Here is a 13772-nt window from a genome sequence, read left to right on the forward strand (position 1 = left end):
AACCGTCCGCCGTAAACTGTTAACCATTAAACCATCCTATCCATATGCCAGGTCGTAAATCCACCGTCTATGGAAGTTGTACGATGTTGAAAACCCTGTTTTTGCCAATACTCAAAAGCACCTGTCAAAAAAGGATGAGTATGCAAGTACAAGCATTCAATCTCTTTTTCTTTGGCTACTTCAATTAAAGCTTGAAATAGTTGAGTTGCTAATCCCGTTCTTCGATAAATAGGTTCAACAAAAAGACGAGCCACTTCTACCGTTCGTTGATGCTTATAATCGAGGTAATCAAAACGGTCATCATAAGGCATCATGCCAATTACGCCAATTAATTCTCCTTTTTCATTATTCGCTTGTAGAAAACACCCATGAGGATGATCCAAATAAGTTGCTTTAAAATGAAGTAAATCATTGGGAACCTTTGTGCTGTCAAGCATAGGAAATAAATTCTTTCGAAATGCTTTGACATACGCAAGTATGGTTTCCATTTGATTTTCATCCACCTTTTTTATCTTAATTTCAAACATATTAAACTTCAATTAAGGGCATAAACATCAATTTACCTTGATTATCAAGAGGATGTAAAGGCAATTGATAGGTTTCTTCTAACAATTGATGTACTTCCTTGTTTTCGAGCGATTGAATATCAATCAATTGGTTGTTTTGCATCAAGTAAAAGCGATCCCCAAACATAAAAGCTAAATTGGGATCGTGCATCACACAAAGAATAGTTGTTCCTTCATCAGCCAATTGTTTAATGCATTTCAAAACCGCCACCTGATAGTGTAAATCGAGGTGATTCGTTGGTTCATCGAGCATTAATACGGCTGGTTTTTGAACCAAAACACGACAAAGTAAAACCAATTGTCGTTCTCCACCTGAAAGCGCAGTATAAGGCTTATCAATCAGATGAGTTAACTGAAAGCGCGCTACAATCTCTTCCACTTCCCGATGATCTTCTGCAGAAGGCTTAAAAGAGGAAAAGGAAGCACGTCCGGTTAAGATGACTTCTCTTACTGTAAAGGGAAAAGTCGTTTGATGGAACTGATTTAAAAAACCCAAACGAATGGGATGTTTATTTCCTTTTCGCTCGATGCCGTCAAAGAAAACTTGGCCTTGATATTTCTTTTCTAATCCTGCCAAGATGTTGAACATGGTGGACTTTCCACTGCCATTTCGACCTAAAATGACAGATAATTTCCCTTTTTCAAAAGAAGCATTGATTTGATTCAAGACCAATTGCTTCTCATAAGCAAAGGATACATGCTGTAATTGAATAAACTGTTTCATGCATTCCACTGCGTTAGACTTTTCTTCATGAGGTAAATAAAAATTGGCGCTCCGATTAACATGGTAAACACACCAACAGGAATTTCAAAAGGCATTACAGCACGAGAAAAATCATCAATAACTAATAAAAATGAACCACCGATGCTGATATTCGCCCAAACACCGATGGTGTTGTTCGGGCCAAAGATCATCCTACTGATATGAGGAACAATCAAACCAAATAAACTGATGACTCCCACAGCTGCTACAGCTGAAGTTGTAATCATGGTGGCTACGCCAATTAATAACAGCTTTAAATATTTTGGATTTACACCCACCGCTAATGCTTCATGATCTCCTAGAGCTAAAAGATTCAACTTCCAGCGCAAGAGTAAAATAAGTAACAAACCAATTAAAATGGGTGCAAAAGCAGTTTGTACTTTCGCCCAAGAAGCGGTATGTAGATTTCCCATCGTCCATTGTACAATCGCTTGTAATTTATACGGATCACTTAAATATTGCAACAAGGTTAGTAATGCCGTAAAAATACCCGAGACAATTATTCCCGATAAAACCATACTCACAATGGATGTTCGTTGACCAGCATAAGAGACCATATAGGTTAAAAGAACCGCCAAAACCCCAAATACAAAAGCAGAAAAATTGACTGAAATAAAGGGAAATAACATCGCTAATGCCGCGCCAAATGCCGCGCCAGAAGAAATACCTAGGGTAAAAGGATCTACAATCGGATTTCTAAATATAGCCTGTAATACTCCCCCCGATACAGCTAAAGCTGCCCCAACTAAAAAAGTTAAGATAATTCGAGGTAAACGCACTTTCCACAAAATCGTTTCAATAGGATCCGTTGTATCTCCTGTGTGATGTAAAGCTTGACCAATATAATGCACTAATTCTACAGGCGAAAGATTCGTTGTTGTTCCCAACAACAGTGAACCAATCAGCAATAGAATGGGCACAATTCCCAATAGAATAAGACTAAAACGACCTTTCATATACCAAGTAAATCTCTATTTTTTAATAGCATACAAAATGTGCATGGCCTCCATTAAATCAGCTTGCAAAGCCTCTTCTGTATAGGTTGGATAACTCCACTGTCTCACTTGTTTAGCAAATAATAAAAATTTTACGGTATGTGGATCAAATAAGAATGACGGTTGCATAACTTTCACCTGTTTGTTAACAACCGCAGGTAAATTGGCTAATTCACTTAGGTCATACACATCACTTTCATTTGAATTCCATAATAAAATAAGATCTGGATTCCATTTGTATAACATTTCTGCCCCAATATTAGGCGCTTGCATTTCAAGCGGACAAGCATTGACTGCTCCTGAAAGCGTAATGGCCATATCCATTAATGTTCCCTTTCCCGAAGTAGAAAGAACACGTCCTTTGGACCAAGCATAATAGACTTTCTTTTGGTTGTCAATTTTAGTTGCTTCCATCTCCTTAATTTCCTTTTGGATATAGGCCGTAATATTTTTTGCGCGCTCTTCTTTACCAACTAAAGTTCCTATTCCCTCTAGTTCTTTGATAATACCTTCTTTATTTTCACTAGCAATCGTATAAACAGCAATACCTAGATTTTCTAGTTGAGCCACAACTTCTTTATCTTGATCAAAAGTAAGTACAAGGTCTGGTTGTAAGCCAACTAGAGCTTCCACATTAGAAGATCCACCTCCAAAAGTAGGTGTAGCAATTTCCTTTTTAGCCATACGACTATCTAAGGTTGAAAAAAAAGCAAAAGCATCTTCGTTTAGATACGTCTGCTGTGGTATACCCACTAGTTTATCTTGAGCATCTAGCATGAAAACATCATCAACTAGTGCTTCATATAAAGCTACAACACGGGTAGCTGCTTTTGGTAATTTAACCTCTTTACCTCTACTGTCAATAGCGTGCACTGTAGTGTCTGTATCAATAGTAGAAAGGGCTTTCGTTTCTTGTTTACAAGCTTGTACTAAACTTAAAACAACCAATAAAGGAAAGAAAAATAATTTTCTCATGGATTTATACTTGTGTCTGTTGTTGAGTCAAAAGCATTGTAGCATGCAATGGCTGTTTGACTAAGGTGATATAGGTTGGAAACTTTGCTATTACTTGTTCATATAACTGGCCATCATAGGGCACTAATAATTGATTCGTTTCCTTTTCAATAAAAATAGGCAGGTGTCTATTGCCGATATAATAAGTAAAATCTGCAATTGGCGCACCATTTGTTACTGAAAATTGAATGGTCAAGGTTGGTTTGATTACAACTTGAGCAAGTAATCGTCCGTTGCAATATAAAACGTCTCCTTGCTGCCAGATGTGTCCTTGCTTTCTCTCGATATGAAGTTCAATACCCTGTTTTGTTGTTCGCTTGAACAAGTGCTTTTGTGTTTCAAACCATTCGATTTCAAACCAATCGACTCTTTCAATAAGCGTCTCTTGGAATTGAACTTCATTAATATAAATAGGCTCTTGCATGAAGGAGTTATTCCGCTATTTGCGCTTTTTTAGCTTCTACACGAGCTTGTAACCATTCACACCAAGCATCTATTCCCTCTCCATTCAATGTGCTGATAGTCAGGATCTCAATATTAGGGTTTACCTCTCTCGCATCTTGCGTTACATTTTCAACCGTAAAAGGAACGTAGGGTAATAAATCGGCTTTAGAAACCAACATTAATTCGCTCGTTAAAAACATACGAGGATACTTTTTCGGCTTGTCATCGCCTTCTGTTGTCGCTAACAAAGTAACGCGATAATCTTCACCTAAGTCAAAAGCAGAAGGACACAATAGATTTCCAACATTCTCAATAAATAATAGATCAAGGTTTTCTAAATCGATATGATCTAAGGCTTGGAGAATCATTTGTGCTTCAATATGACACATTCCTCCAGTAACAATCTGAAGGGCATTCAAACCCACTTCTTTCATGCGTACCGCATCGCGATCTGTTTCAGGATCTCCAACCAAAACGGCAATATTTAGATCTTTCCCTAAGCGTTTTCCCGTTTCTTGCATTAATGTAGTTTTACCAGAACCGGGTGAAGAACAGACATTGATTACACATACATTTTTTAGACGTTGTCTAATTGCATTGGCCACAAAGTCATTAGCCTTTAATAGATGTAATGTCGTATTATCACATTGTAATGAACCGACGCGATTTCCCAAACTTTTTGGATTTGATGCCATAAAAATAATTTATTAGGATTGTTTGACGATAACTTTTGAAATATACAATTCATTGCCTTGTACAATGTTAGTGGAGGGTGTACCACAAGAACAGACAAAACGATGATATTCTACTTTAAAATCTTTATTACAGGTCTGGCAATGGGCTATGATATCTTGTACAACAACCTCCAGTTCCATGTGTTTATAGTTATGATGCTCTGTAATAAAAGCATCAAACGCATTTTGTATCAAAACAGGTTGTACATTTGATAGTAATCCTGCTACAATTTCTATTTTTTGGATATCTTCTACTCTAGCCTCATAATGCTCTTCCAATGTAGAAAAGATATCTTTCACGATTGACAATTCATGCATCGCTTTACTCTTTAATTCACTATATACATTCAACTAAAACAAATAAAGGTACCTAGACTTAAGGTCCTTTTGATTCGACTACTAGCTTCAAGTCCTACACTAAAGTCAAATTTTATTCTCAGTCTTACTTCCTGGTGAAATAGTATCTTCTACCTTTTTGAATGGAGTTAAGACTTTAACTTTTCTTTACTAAATACTTGATATAGGATAGAGTTAGAAAAGTTGTTGTTTATCTAGTTAAACGCCTATGTATAGGCGGTAATGATTAGATTAACGAGGCAAATGTAGTAACTGTTTCGATGTCAAAATAGCACAAATCTTGACTATACTACCATTAAATAGGGATTTTATACTGCTAAAAGATAAATTGCTTTTTAGAAGTATGGTTTTCCCTTCATTTATCTATGCGTTACAAGTAAAATAAAAAATGATTATGGCTAAATTTAGTCTTCCCGTTTTAAAAAATACAGAATTGTTAAAGATATTAACACGAGGGATAGCTTTTATTTTAAAACAACTAAATCAAATATAATATTTTAAAATACTGAAATATAAATATTAATTTAACATAATTAATTTAAAATTATATTATTATGAAAAAAGGTTTATTCTTAGCTGCAGCTCTATTCTTATTAGGAGCAAGCACAATGGTAGCAAGTACAGTTGTACCAGCTACAACAATTGAAAAATCAGTTGAAGAGCATAATGATGATGTGGAAAGATCGGTATATCGTATCCGAATTTATGACAATCATACGGGAGAATTAATTCAAACCGAAGTAGGATGTTTTACGGGTGAGGAAGTAGTTCAATTTGCTGAAGACCTTATTGCTGGTTATGGTGGTTATGACGAAGCATACGCTTTGGTAGCGCTTTTAGGAGATTGCTAAAAACAACAAAGAATTAAATACGAAAAAAGAGCTAGTTCATCCTTTTGAACTAGCTCTTTTTGTTTCTGTTTATTATTCTTGGTTCTCTTGTTTTTAAGTAAAAATCTAAAACAGGGGATTTATTTGATTACATAAGAAGAAATTGTCTGCTGATTCTGCATAAACAAGGGTGTAAAATTATTATTTTTATAGAAACCTAAAATCATGAAGCACCTAACAATTCAAACCGATCGATTGTTGTTAAATCAACCGCAAGAAATGGATATTCCTCTTTTACTTGAGATTATGAAGAATCCAATCTACAATAAAAATACAACCAATATTCCCTTTCCCTATACAGAAGGAAGTGCTCGTTTTTGGATAGAATTAGCTGAACAAGGTTGGAACCAAGAAACAGCTTATATTTTTGCCATTCGATTAAAAGATCAACCCCATATTATTGGAGGGATTGGTTTAGGTATCAATAAAGCAAATAACAATGCAGAGCTCGGCTATTGGTTAGATGAATCACATTGGAATAAGGGCTATGTAACAGAAGCGGCTCAGGCATTGTTGTTCTTTGGATTTAATGAGCTTAACTTGAAACGAATTTTTGCTTCTTACTTTAGTTTTAATGAAGCTTCTGGTAGAATTATGGAGAAAATAGGGATGCAAAAAGAAGGACTTTTAAAAGCGTATACCTATAAAAACGGTGAGTATATTGACCATGTGCTCTACGCAAGTATCAATCCTAAATAATAAAATAAAGAATATTTTTATTAAGAATATAGCTAGTAATACTGTATTATTTACTAAATTTTAATATAAAAATAGGTTGTTTTACAAAAAATACATACCTTATTTATGTTAATTTAAAACTATATACTTGTGAGAAATTTATTGTTAGCTTTTGCTTTTTTGCTATCGTTAGGTGCGTTTGCACAAATTCCTGGACAAACAAATCATCCTTTAGATTTAGAAGGATGGTTTACAAGAGATGTTTATACTTGTGATGACTATGGAAATGAGATAACTAGTCGAATGAATTCAAAATATAAAAAATATACGATTAGTATACATATTTATATTCCTCATGGTGGACGTGGTTCTAATGAAATTTTAAATGATCGATTAGTTCCAATAAAAAACTATGTGTGTCAAAATGGAGAACTAGGCCTTTGGCCAGGAATGAAATTGATTAGTACTGAATATTCTTATTTTCATCTTATTAAACGATACCCTGGTGATGAATTAATTAGACCTCTTCCTCCTATATTTGTAGGATCTTCTTTCTAATAAAGAATAAAATTAAAAAAGAACAAGATTGAGTATATCTTGCATACTCGATCTTGTTCTTTTTATTATTCCGTATCTGTTATAAGAACCAACCGTTGTCCACTTGGTAAAGGTAAATTCCACACCTTTTCTATCTTTTGCCAAGGATGAGAAACAGAATGAAGAGTAAGTCCACCCTTAGCCGCTAATTCAAAAGCCTCTGGTGCCAATACAGTAAAAAAATACTGCATTTCCTCAGCTGTCCAACTCCCTATACCAGAACCTAATAAGCTAATATCGGTTCCTCTTAAAATAGAAGAAGATAACTCTATTCGGTCCCCCGCCATGGCACCAACATTAATAAATCTCGTTTTATGTTGGTAGGTTCCTTTTCCTTTTAATGCAGCTAGGATAGCAGAAGCACTTGGTCCCCATAAATAATCAATAATGATGTCTATAGGTGATTCTCGATGTATTTGTTGTAGAGTAGCAATTAATTCTTCTTGACTTTGATGCAAAGGAACAAGAATATCTGCACCTAGGTTTTTTAATTCTTCTAGACTTGTAGCATTACGTCCTGTTACAATGATTTTACGCGCTCCATAGTATCGAGCAAGTTGTATCGCTAATTGTCCCGTTACCCCAGTTGCTCCATTGATTAAAACCACTTCGCCTTGCTGTAACTTCGCACGCACAACTAAGGCCATAGCAGATCCCAACAAAGCATTAGGCAAGGCAGCAGCTAAAGCCAGATCTATTCCCTCAGGTAAAGGAACGAGTTGATTTTTTGGGACAACCGCATACTCACTAAGCATTCCTTCTGTGCCAAATCCATAAACCAATTGCCCATCCTCCAACTCCCCTACACCATCTGTTCCAATCACAAAGGGAGAAAAAGGTTTAGTGGCAACAGAATAATGCACTCCACTGGCAATCGCTCGATCTAAATTTTTAATTGAAACTGCTTTAACACGCATCAAAACCGATGTGGTAGAATCAGCATTTGGCGTCTTAAAATCAGAAACATAAATCGGATCTTGTCCTTTTTCTTTTACAATAACAGCTTTCATTTTATGCCTTTTAAGTTGAGTCAAAAGTAAAAACAAAAGCTACGCTTAGGCGATAACAAATGTTATCAAATTATCGTTTGAGTTGTTTACTTTTAATTCGACTCAAATGCACTTTAGAAATGCCAATATAAGAAGCAATATAGTGCTGTGGAATTCGTTGAATCAATTCAGGTCGGGTCTCAAATAGCTTGAGATAGCGTTCTTCTGGAGTTGATTGTATAAAAGAAAGGCTGTGGTTTACATAGTCAAATGTACGTTGAAAAATCACATCAATAAATAAATCCCTATATTCAGGATGGGTCAAAGAATCTTCTAAAAGAGGTTGAATATCCTCTTTATCTGCGACCAAAACTACCGTGGGTTCAATCGTTTCTAAAGTAAATTTACTCGCTTGCCCTTTCCAAAAACTTTCAATGGAAGAAACCATACTATTTTCTAAAAAAAACTGAAAAGTAACCTCCTGACCTTCATGATTTAACCAAACCCGCATACCACCCTTTTTAATCCAAAAAACTTTAGTTGCAACTTGTCCTTCCTCTAGTAAAATAGTTTTGGCAGGATAGCTTTCCTCTCTAAAATAAGGCCCATAGGCTGCGATAAAAGTTTGACTTAAAGTGGATGTACGATCAAAATTTTTCAAACATAAATAAAATTTTAATGAAACATAGTGAAGATTACTATCTAAACTAAAGTACACTATTTTATTCAAAGAGAAAGTAAAGAGCTACATCTATGATCTATAGCGTACTTAAATTTTATTGTTTTGGTATATATTTTTATTTGTTAATTAATTTAACATATTATGAATTTAACATTCATAATATTAAAAAATAGAATTAATTATTCCATTTTAAATTAAAATAACAATATTTTAGTAATTCAATTCAAATAATAGAATTTTATGAAAAGAAATTTTTTATTGCTTGCTACTCTAATGATATTAGGGACTGGTACAATGATGGCTAAAACGTTAACAACAAACGAAAGCTCAGTTTTAACGATTCAAACTGAAGAGGTTACGAATCAATATACGATTACATTCTACGACATTGTTACGGATGAATTAGTTTATGAAGAAGTAGCTTGTGTTACTGGACAAGAAGCATTAGATATGGCAGATGCAATTGCTGAAGACCTTGGAGGTTACGACAAAGTTTATGGGTATGTTAGACTAGATGGAGCGTGTGAACTATAATTCTAGACTCATTAGTTTTTAAAAAAAGGCTATTTCAAATTATTTGAGATAGCCTTTTTTTCGTGTGGATTGAACAAAGGAAAGACTATGATTGACATAGTCAAACGTACGTTGAAAAAGTAGCTGTTTTCTAATAAAAATTGAAATGTAATTTCTTGCCCATCTTTATTCAACCGAATGCGCATACATCCTTTTTTAAGCCAAAATATTTTATGGGTTACTGTCCCCTCTTCTAACAGGACTGTTTTAGCTGGATAGGATTGCTCTCTAAAATAAGGAAGATAGGTATCAATAAAGGCTTGACTAACAGCAGATTTTTTATCAACACGTTCAAACATAAGGAATAAAAAGATAATTAATTGGACTATAAACCAAAATACGATTTTATAAGTAATCTAAAACAAAAAAGGAAAAGTCCTTTTTTGTTTTTTAATATTTTTATTTTTATGTTAAAACATAAAATAAGATTATTTTAAATAAAAATGGAATTATTTTGTCTTTTCATAACTAAAATTTTTAAATATAAGCCATAAATACAATCTCAACAGCCGCTCTATATTAATTCTTATTTTTCATTTAACTAAAGTGCACTTTTGTTGTACACTCTGTTATAAATGAGTTAGTTATGTACTACTTTACATTTAGTATTATTAATTTTATCTTAATTAACTTTAAAACTAACATATTATGAAGCAAAAATTATTTTTACTTTTCGTTTTATTCATAGTAGGCGGAAGTATTGGAATTTCGAAAGTAGCAGTAGATCGAGTTTCTTCTACTGAAAAGATCGAAATAGATGGTAATACGCGTTTGTATTTTATTTTCGTTCGAGATACATGGAATAATGACTTACTTATCTATAGAGAAGAAGTTTGTGGTGTAAACAACGCTTTTGATAGAGCAGATGTTTTATTAGAACAATTTAATGTAATTTATCAAGAAAATAGAATCAATATCACTTTATCTCCAACAAACCAAGAGTGTCAACCCTAAATCTTAAAATAAAACAAAAGCGCGCAAATCTTTGCGCGCTTTTGTTTTATTTTACACTCTTAATATCCAATAGTAAAACGTTCTTGGTGATGTTGTGGATGTTCCAATTCATCTAACATTGCTTTTGCATAGTCTTCAACTGAAATATGACTTGCTCCATTTTGATCCACTAACAAGTCATCTTTACCTAAGCGATATACACCTGTGCGTTGTCCTGGTTCTAAATGAGCTGCTGGAGAGAAGAAAACCCAATCTATATTTTTTTCTTGCATTAGCGTATTTAAATAAAACTCGCCTAGTGATTGAACTCCTCCCATAATGGCCTCTGGTATAGCACCAGAATCTACAACACGTAAACCAGGCTGAACAAATAAAGTTCCTGCCCCCCCTACAAGAAGCAAACGATTTACACCTGCTTGTTTTACACCTTCTAAAATAAGAGGATATACTCTTAACGTCTCTTCGTATATATTGGGATTAGACCAACCTGGGTTATAAGCACTGATTACAGCGTCTTTTCCTTTACTCCATGCGGTTACTTGTGCTGCAGTTTCGATTACTCCTTCTACAACAGTTAGATTTGGGTGTTGAATGGTTAACTTCGCTGGATTTCGAACTACAGCTGTTACTTGGATATCGCGTTGTAAAGCCTCTTTTAAAAGTGCCGTTCCAACAAATCCACTTGCTCCTAGTAATACAATATTTTTCATCTTTTATTTTTTTAAATTTTACTAAAACAAAGGTAACGGCGTGCACAGCAAAAGAAATAATACATGAACGCCAAAAGAGGGTAAATTAGCGCTGATTCTTTTTCCGTTGATTATCTCGAAATGCTTGGGGAGTTAAATTAGTGTGTTTGCGGAAATATTTAATAAAATTGGTCGGTTCATCAAAACCTAGTGTGAAACTCAATTCTTTGCTAGATAAAACACTATAGCTCAATAAGCGTTTGGCCTCCAAAATTACACGAGCATCCAAACAAACTTTTGGGGTTAAACCCGTCGAATGCTTCACTTCTTGGGTTAGTTTTTTCTCTGATACCCCAAGTAGTTCAGCATAATAGTTGATATTTCTATTTTCCTTGAAATAGGTTTCAATAGCCTTATAAAAATCTTGAGTGATTGTATTGGTTGTAAGTGTAGGAGCAGGTTTCACTTGTCTTTCTGCTTCTAACAATACAATTCTCAAATAGTTTTGTGCAATAGCCAATTGGAAAGAATCCGTTTTATTTGCTAATTCTTTTTCAAGTAAAACAAAAAGGTGTTCAATGATACAGGCTGAAACAGATACAATCTTATTTGTTGAAACAAGACTTAGTATTTCGGCTGTATGCAAAAAATTAGCATCTTCTTCTGTACGTGTAAAAAAAGAAGATGTAAATAAAACTAATTGGCCAGTATAGGTACTTGTAACATCAAACTCACAAATTTGACCTGCTGCAATAATGAGCAATTGATTTGCGTCTATAGTGATAGGTTCAAAATCAATATAACAAGTAAGGCTACCTGTTTTAACCCATATAATTTGATAGAACTGAGCCTTATGCGGTTGTCCTACTATATGTGGGACTTGACGAATAAAAGCAAGATCCTTCACCTCTATCTCTACAGGTAAAGGATTGAATGCGTAGGTCTTGATTTCTTCTATTGGATTCATCGATACAAAGTACAATTTGTAACGAAATAATCTTCATTTTAGGTGCTAAAAAATAAAAAAAGGATAACTTCTTAAATTATCCTTTTTTTATTTATTTTCTTACATATTCAAAATAAACTTTTTTAATATTTTCATATGGATCTACTTCTTTTCCAAATGTTCCAATTATTGGCATATCTTCATCCGTTATTATTTCACCAACGATAACTAATTTAGTTGCTGTTAATTCAATAATTTCTGTGCTTTCTTTTGTTTCATTACTATAAAGCATGTTTCCTTTGATGGAGTAGGTTATTTTTAATTCTTCTTTGTCACAACCTGTTTCATCCATAAAGAAAGATCTAGAAATCAAATCCTTACCTTTAAATTCTAATTCATTTAAGCCACAACCTTCATCATAAGCTTCATCTTCATCAATTACCTTATCGTTTTTGTCTAAATAAAGTGTTCTTGATTCTTTCCAAACACCTTGAATAGCTGTATCAAAGTTCGATGAACTATTATCATCGCTTGAGCATCCAACTGAAGCCAATCCTAAAACTGCAACAACAGCTACTAAAAATAATTTTCTCATAATTTTTGTTAGTAAATTAATGCGCGAAAATACTTTATTTTTTCTTTAAACAAAGAATTATTTGAAAAATAAATAATACATCCTTTTAATTTGCTAATCATCTTATAAAAAATGCAATTTATATGCTAGAAATTAGAGGCAAATAAAAAAGAGTAGCCGTTAGACTACTCTTTGCTCTAAATATTTAGATCGTTTTATTTCTTGCTATATTCTACTCTAATATAAACAGTCCCATCTTCAAATTCCTCCTCAGTATCGCTAGATTCAAGGACTAATTTTGTTTTTGTAAGTTCTACGATTTCAATTTTATTTTCTATACGTTCATCTTCATCAAAGTAAACAGAAGTAATCATTTTTCCTGAAATTGTATACGTATCTTCCTCCATATCTACTTTACATTCTTTGGTATCGTAGGTTTTGAATGGAAACTTGAATAAAATGGTATTGCTTTTAAACTCAATTTCATCTACACCACATCCATCATTTGTATCAGCCATCACCTCATCTACTACTTTTCTATCTTTATCTAGATAAGTAGTTTTTACTTCTTTCCATTCGCCTAAAATATCATTTTGATAGTTAGGAGATGAATTGTCATCACTTGAACATGCTACTGTTCCTAAACCCAATGCTGCCACAACAACAAATAAGAAAATCTTTTTCATAAAAATCGATTATCATTTATTATTTGTTTATTTAGTAAAAAACAAAAAAGTGTAATTTTATAAAAAAACAGGAGATATCTCCTGTTTTTTTATTCGTTCTACTCTTAAAGAGGAACTTTTTTACTGTGTTTTGTTTGAATGTATTTTACTTCATCTGGAAAATCACCATCTATATCTGAAGATTCAATGGTCAATGTAGAAGCACTTACTTCAATAATTGTACTTTTTATTTCTTCAATTTCTTCTTCTCCTTGAATTTGTACGGTCATAATTCTACCTGATAAAGTAAATTCAATTTCTTCAGTCTCTACTCGGCAGTCCGCTCCTTCTTCTAATCTAAAAGGTGATTTACTGATTAATATATTTCCTTTAAATTCAACTTCATCAAATCCACATCCTTCATTATCTGTGGCTATTTCTTCAGCAATTACTTTTCTATCTCTATCTAAAAAGAGTGTTTTTACTTCCACCCATTCGCCTTGAATTTCATTGTGATATTGCTTTGATGAACTATCATCGCTAGAACAACCCACGGCCCCTAGACCTAACACAGCTAGGGCTGCAAATAGTAGTGTTTTTTTCATTTCTAATTAATTTGATACTAATTTGTATTATTTTCATCGCTATTTTAAAAAAAGCAG

The 13772-nt window shown here is 33.6% G+C and carries 20 protein-coding genes; 5 read left to right on the top strand and 15 right to left on the bottom strand.

What is annotated here, in order from left to right:
* Window positions 1–26: 26 nt before the first annotated feature.
* Genes M2306_RS05670 through M2306_RS05700 form a run of 7 tightly spaced genes read right to left on the bottom strand, consistent with a single transcriptional unit; the run spans window position 27 to window position 4834 of the window.
* Complete coding sequence (locus M2306_RS05670) at window positions 27–527, bottom strand: GNAT family N-acetyltransferase (protein WP_259188588.1); 501 nt, start codon at window positions 525–527, stop codon at window positions 27–29.
* A 1-nt stretch (window position 528) separates the two neighbouring features.
* Complete coding sequence (locus M2306_RS05675) at window positions 529–1290, bottom strand: ABC transporter ATP-binding protein (RefSeq protein ID WP_259188587.1); 762 nt, start codon at window positions 1288–1290, stop codon at window positions 529–531.
* On the bottom strand, window positions 1287–2285 hold the full coding sequence (locus M2306_RS05680; RefSeq protein ID WP_259188586.1) for a FecCD family ABC transporter permease: 999 nt from the start codon (window positions 2283–2285) through the stop codon (window positions 1287–1289). Before M2306_RS05680 ends, M2306_RS05675 begins: the two co-directional genes overlap by 4 nt.
* A 15-nt stretch (window positions 2286–2300) precedes the next feature.
* On the bottom strand, window positions 2301–3299 hold the full coding sequence (locus tag M2306_RS05685; protein WP_259188585.1) for an ABC transporter substrate-binding protein: 999 nt from the start codon (window positions 3297–3299) through the stop codon (window positions 2301–2303).
* A 4-nt stretch (window positions 3300–3303) separates the two neighbouring features.
* The gene (locus M2306_RS05690) at window positions 3304–3762 is read right to left on the bottom strand and encodes an urease accessory protein UreE (protein ID WP_259188584.1); all 459 of its coding nucleotides are present in this window, start codon (window positions 3760–3762) and stop codon (window positions 3304–3306) included.
* 7 nt (window positions 3763–3769) lie between these two features.
* Window positions 3770–4477: a hydrogenase nickel incorporation protein HypB gene (hypB, locus tag M2306_RS05695; RefSeq protein WP_115090336.1), complete on the bottom strand. Its 708-nt coding sequence runs from the start codon at window positions 4475–4477 to the stop codon at window positions 3770–3772.
* Window positions 4478–4489: 12 nt separating this feature from the next.
* Complete coding sequence (locus M2306_RS05700) at window positions 4490–4834, bottom strand: hydrogenase maturation nickel metallochaperone HypA/HybF (protein WP_115091637.1); 345 nt, start codon at window positions 4832–4834, stop codon at window positions 4490–4492.
* Window positions 4835–5427: 593 nt separating this feature from the next.
* Between M2306_RS05700 and M2306_RS05705 the strand changes: the two genes are divergently transcribed.
* From M2306_RS05705 to M2306_RS05715, 3 genes are all read left to right on the top strand, one after another.
* A complete protein-coding gene (locus tag M2306_RS05705; protein WP_259188583.1) occupies window positions 5428–5724 on the top strand; it encodes a hypothetical protein in 297 nt (98 codons plus the stop codon).
* 204 nt (window positions 5725–5928) lie between these two features.
* Window positions 5929–6462 carry a GNAT family N-acetyltransferase gene (locus tag M2306_RS05710; protein ID WP_259188582.1) on the top strand — a complete coding sequence of 178 codons (534 nt, stop codon included), beginning with the start codon at window positions 5929–5931 and terminating at the stop codon, window positions 6460–6462.
* 129 nt (window positions 6463–6591) lie between these two features.
* Complete coding sequence (locus M2306_RS05715) at window positions 6592–6999, top strand: hypothetical protein (RefSeq protein WP_115090333.1); 408 nt, start codon at window positions 6592–6594, stop codon at window positions 6997–6999.
* Between the two features lie 65 nt (window positions 7000–7064).
* On the opposite strand, the gene M2306_RS05720 is transcribed toward M2306_RS05715, so the two are convergent.
* Both M2306_RS05720 and M2306_RS05725 read right to left on the bottom strand, forming a co-directional pair.
* Window positions 7065–8048 (bottom strand): quinone oxidoreductase family protein, encoded by a 984-nt coding sequence (locus tag M2306_RS05720; protein WP_259188581.1) that lies wholly within the window; start codon window positions 8046–8048, stop codon window positions 7065–7067.
* 70 nt (window positions 8049–8118) lie between these two features.
* Window positions 8119–8688, bottom strand: a complete 570-nt coding sequence (locus M2306_RS05725) for a Crp/Fnr family transcriptional regulator (RefSeq protein WP_498882914.1) — start codon at window positions 8686–8688, stop codon at window positions 8119–8121.
* 261 nt (window positions 8689–8949) lie between these two features.
* On the opposite strand from M2306_RS05725, the gene M2306_RS05730 reads away from it, so the two are divergent.
* The gene (locus tag M2306_RS05730) at window positions 8950–9243 is read left to right on the top strand and encodes a hypothetical protein (RefSeq protein WP_259188579.1); all 294 of its coding nucleotides are present in this window, start codon (window positions 8950–8952) and stop codon (window positions 9241–9243) included.
* Window positions 9244–9272: 29 nt separating this feature from the next.
* Here M2306_RS05730 and M2306_RS05735 read toward each other — a convergent pair whose 3' ends face one another.
* Complete coding sequence (locus tag M2306_RS05735) at window positions 9273–9581, bottom strand: cyclic nucleotide-binding domain-containing protein (RefSeq protein ID WP_259188578.1); 309 nt, start codon at window positions 9579–9581, stop codon at window positions 9273–9275.
* A gap of 349 nt (window positions 9582–9930) precedes the next feature.
* Between M2306_RS05735 and M2306_RS05740 the strand changes: the two genes are divergently transcribed.
* Entirely contained in the window at window positions 9931–10236 is a 306-nt protein-coding gene (locus M2306_RS05740; protein WP_259188577.1) for a hypothetical protein, read from the top strand.
* A 59-nt stretch (window positions 10237–10295) separates the two neighbouring features.
* On the opposite strand, the gene M2306_RS05745 is transcribed toward M2306_RS05740, so the two are convergent.
* The 5 genes from M2306_RS05745 to M2306_RS05765 all read right to left on the bottom strand — a co-directional run bounded on the left by M2306_RS05745 (window position 10296) and on the right by M2306_RS05765 (window position 13715).
* Window positions 10296–10946: an NAD(P)-dependent oxidoreductase gene (locus M2306_RS05745; protein ID WP_115090328.1), complete on the bottom strand. Its 651-nt coding sequence runs from the start codon at window positions 10944–10946 to the stop codon at window positions 10296–10298.
* Between the two features lie 85 nt (window positions 10947–11031).
* Complete coding sequence (locus tag M2306_RS05750; RefSeq protein WP_259188576.1) at window positions 11032–11892, bottom strand: helix-turn-helix domain-containing protein; 861 nt, start codon at window positions 11890–11892, stop codon at window positions 11032–11034.
* Window positions 11893–11983: 91 nt separating this feature from the next.
* A complete protein-coding gene (locus M2306_RS05755; protein ID WP_236594162.1) occupies window positions 11984–12466 on the bottom strand; it encodes a lipocalin family protein in 483 nt (160 codons plus the stop codon).
* A 194-nt stretch (window positions 12467–12660) separates the two neighbouring features.
* Window positions 12661–13131 carry a lipocalin family protein gene (locus tag M2306_RS05760; protein ID WP_259188575.1) on the bottom strand — a complete coding sequence of 157 codons (471 nt, stop codon included), beginning with the start codon at window positions 13129–13131 and terminating at the stop codon, window positions 12661–12663.
* Window positions 13132–13235: 104 nt separating this feature from the next.
* Complete coding sequence (locus M2306_RS05765) at window positions 13236–13715, bottom strand: hypothetical protein (RefSeq protein ID WP_259188574.1); 480 nt, start codon at window positions 13713–13715, stop codon at window positions 13236–13238.
* Window positions 13716–13772 lie beyond the last annotated feature (57 nt).

Source organism: Myroides gitamensis, from assembly GCF_029894455.1.
Classification (GTDB): Bacteria; Bacteroidota; Bacteroidia; order Flavobacteriales; family Flavobacteriaceae; genus Flavobacterium; species Flavobacterium odoratum.

Bases quoted from the DNA above. Each gene is read 5' to 3' on its own strand.
- M2306_RS05730 (WP_259188579.1), top strand. From the start codon at position 8,950: ATGAAAAGAAATTTTTTATTGCTTGCTACTCTAATGATATTAGGGACT.
- M2306_RS05755 (WP_236594162.1), bottom strand. From the start codon at position 12,466: ATGAGAAAATTATTTTTAGTAGCTGTTGTTGCAGTTTTAGGATTGGCT.
- hypB (WP_115090336.1), bottom strand. From the start codon at position 4,477: ATGGCATCAAATCCAAAAAGTTTGGGAAATCGCGTCGGTTCATTACAA.
- M2306_RS05745 (WP_115090328.1), bottom strand. From the start codon at position 10,946: ATGAAAAATATTGTATTACTAGGAGCAAGTGGATTTGTTGGAACGGCA.
- M2306_RS05740 (WP_259188577.1), top strand. From the start codon at position 9,931: ATGAAGCAAAAATTATTTTTACTTTTCGTTTTATTCATAGTAGGCGGA.
- M2306_RS05735 (WP_259188578.1), bottom strand. From the start codon at position 9,581: ATGTTTGAACGTGTTGATAAAAAATCTGCTGTTAGTCAAGCCTTTATT.
- M2306_RS05765 (WP_259188574.1), bottom strand. From the start codon at position 13,715: ATGAAAAAAACACTACTATTTGCAGCCCTAGCTGTGTTAGGTCTAGGG.
- M2306_RS05670 (WP_259188588.1), bottom strand. From the start codon at position 527: ATGTTTGAAATTAAGATAAAAAAGGTGGATGAAAATCAAATGGAAACC.
- M2306_RS05710 (WP_259188582.1), top strand. From the start codon at position 5,929: ATGAAGCACCTAACAATTCAAACCGATCGATTGTTGTTAAATCAACCG.
- M2306_RS05760 (WP_259188575.1), bottom strand. From the start codon at position 13,131: ATGAAAAAGATTTTCTTATTTGTTGTTGTGGCAGCATTGGGTTTAGGA.
- M2306_RS05750 (WP_259188576.1), bottom strand. From the start codon at position 11,892: ATGAATCCAATAGAAGAAATCAAGACCTACGCATTCAATCCTTTACCT.
- M2306_RS05675 (WP_259188587.1), bottom strand. From the start codon at position 1,290: ATGAAACAGTTTATTCAATTACAGCATGTATCCTTTGCTTATGAGAAG.
- M2306_RS05705 (WP_259188583.1), top strand. From the start codon at position 5,428: ATGAAAAAAGGTTTATTCTTAGCTGCAGCTCTATTCTTATTAGGAGCA.
- M2306_RS05680 (WP_259188586.1), bottom strand. From the start codon at position 2,285: ATGAAAGGTCGTTTTAGTCTTATTCTATTGGGAATTGTGCCCATTCTA.
- M2306_RS05690 (WP_259188584.1), bottom strand. From the start codon at position 3,762: ATGCAAGAGCCTATTTATATTAATGAAGTTCAATTCCAAGAGACGCTT.
- M2306_RS05720 (WP_259188581.1), bottom strand. From the start codon at position 8,048: ATGAAAGCTGTTATTGTAAAAGAAAAAGGACAAGATCCGATTTATGTT.
- M2306_RS05700 (WP_115091637.1), bottom strand. From the start codon at position 4,834: ATGCATGAATTGTCAATCGTGAAAGATATCTTTTCTACATTGGAAGAG.
- M2306_RS05685 (WP_259188585.1), bottom strand. From the start codon at position 3,299: ATGAGAAAATTATTTTTCTTTCCTTTATTGGTTGTTTTAAGTTTAGTA.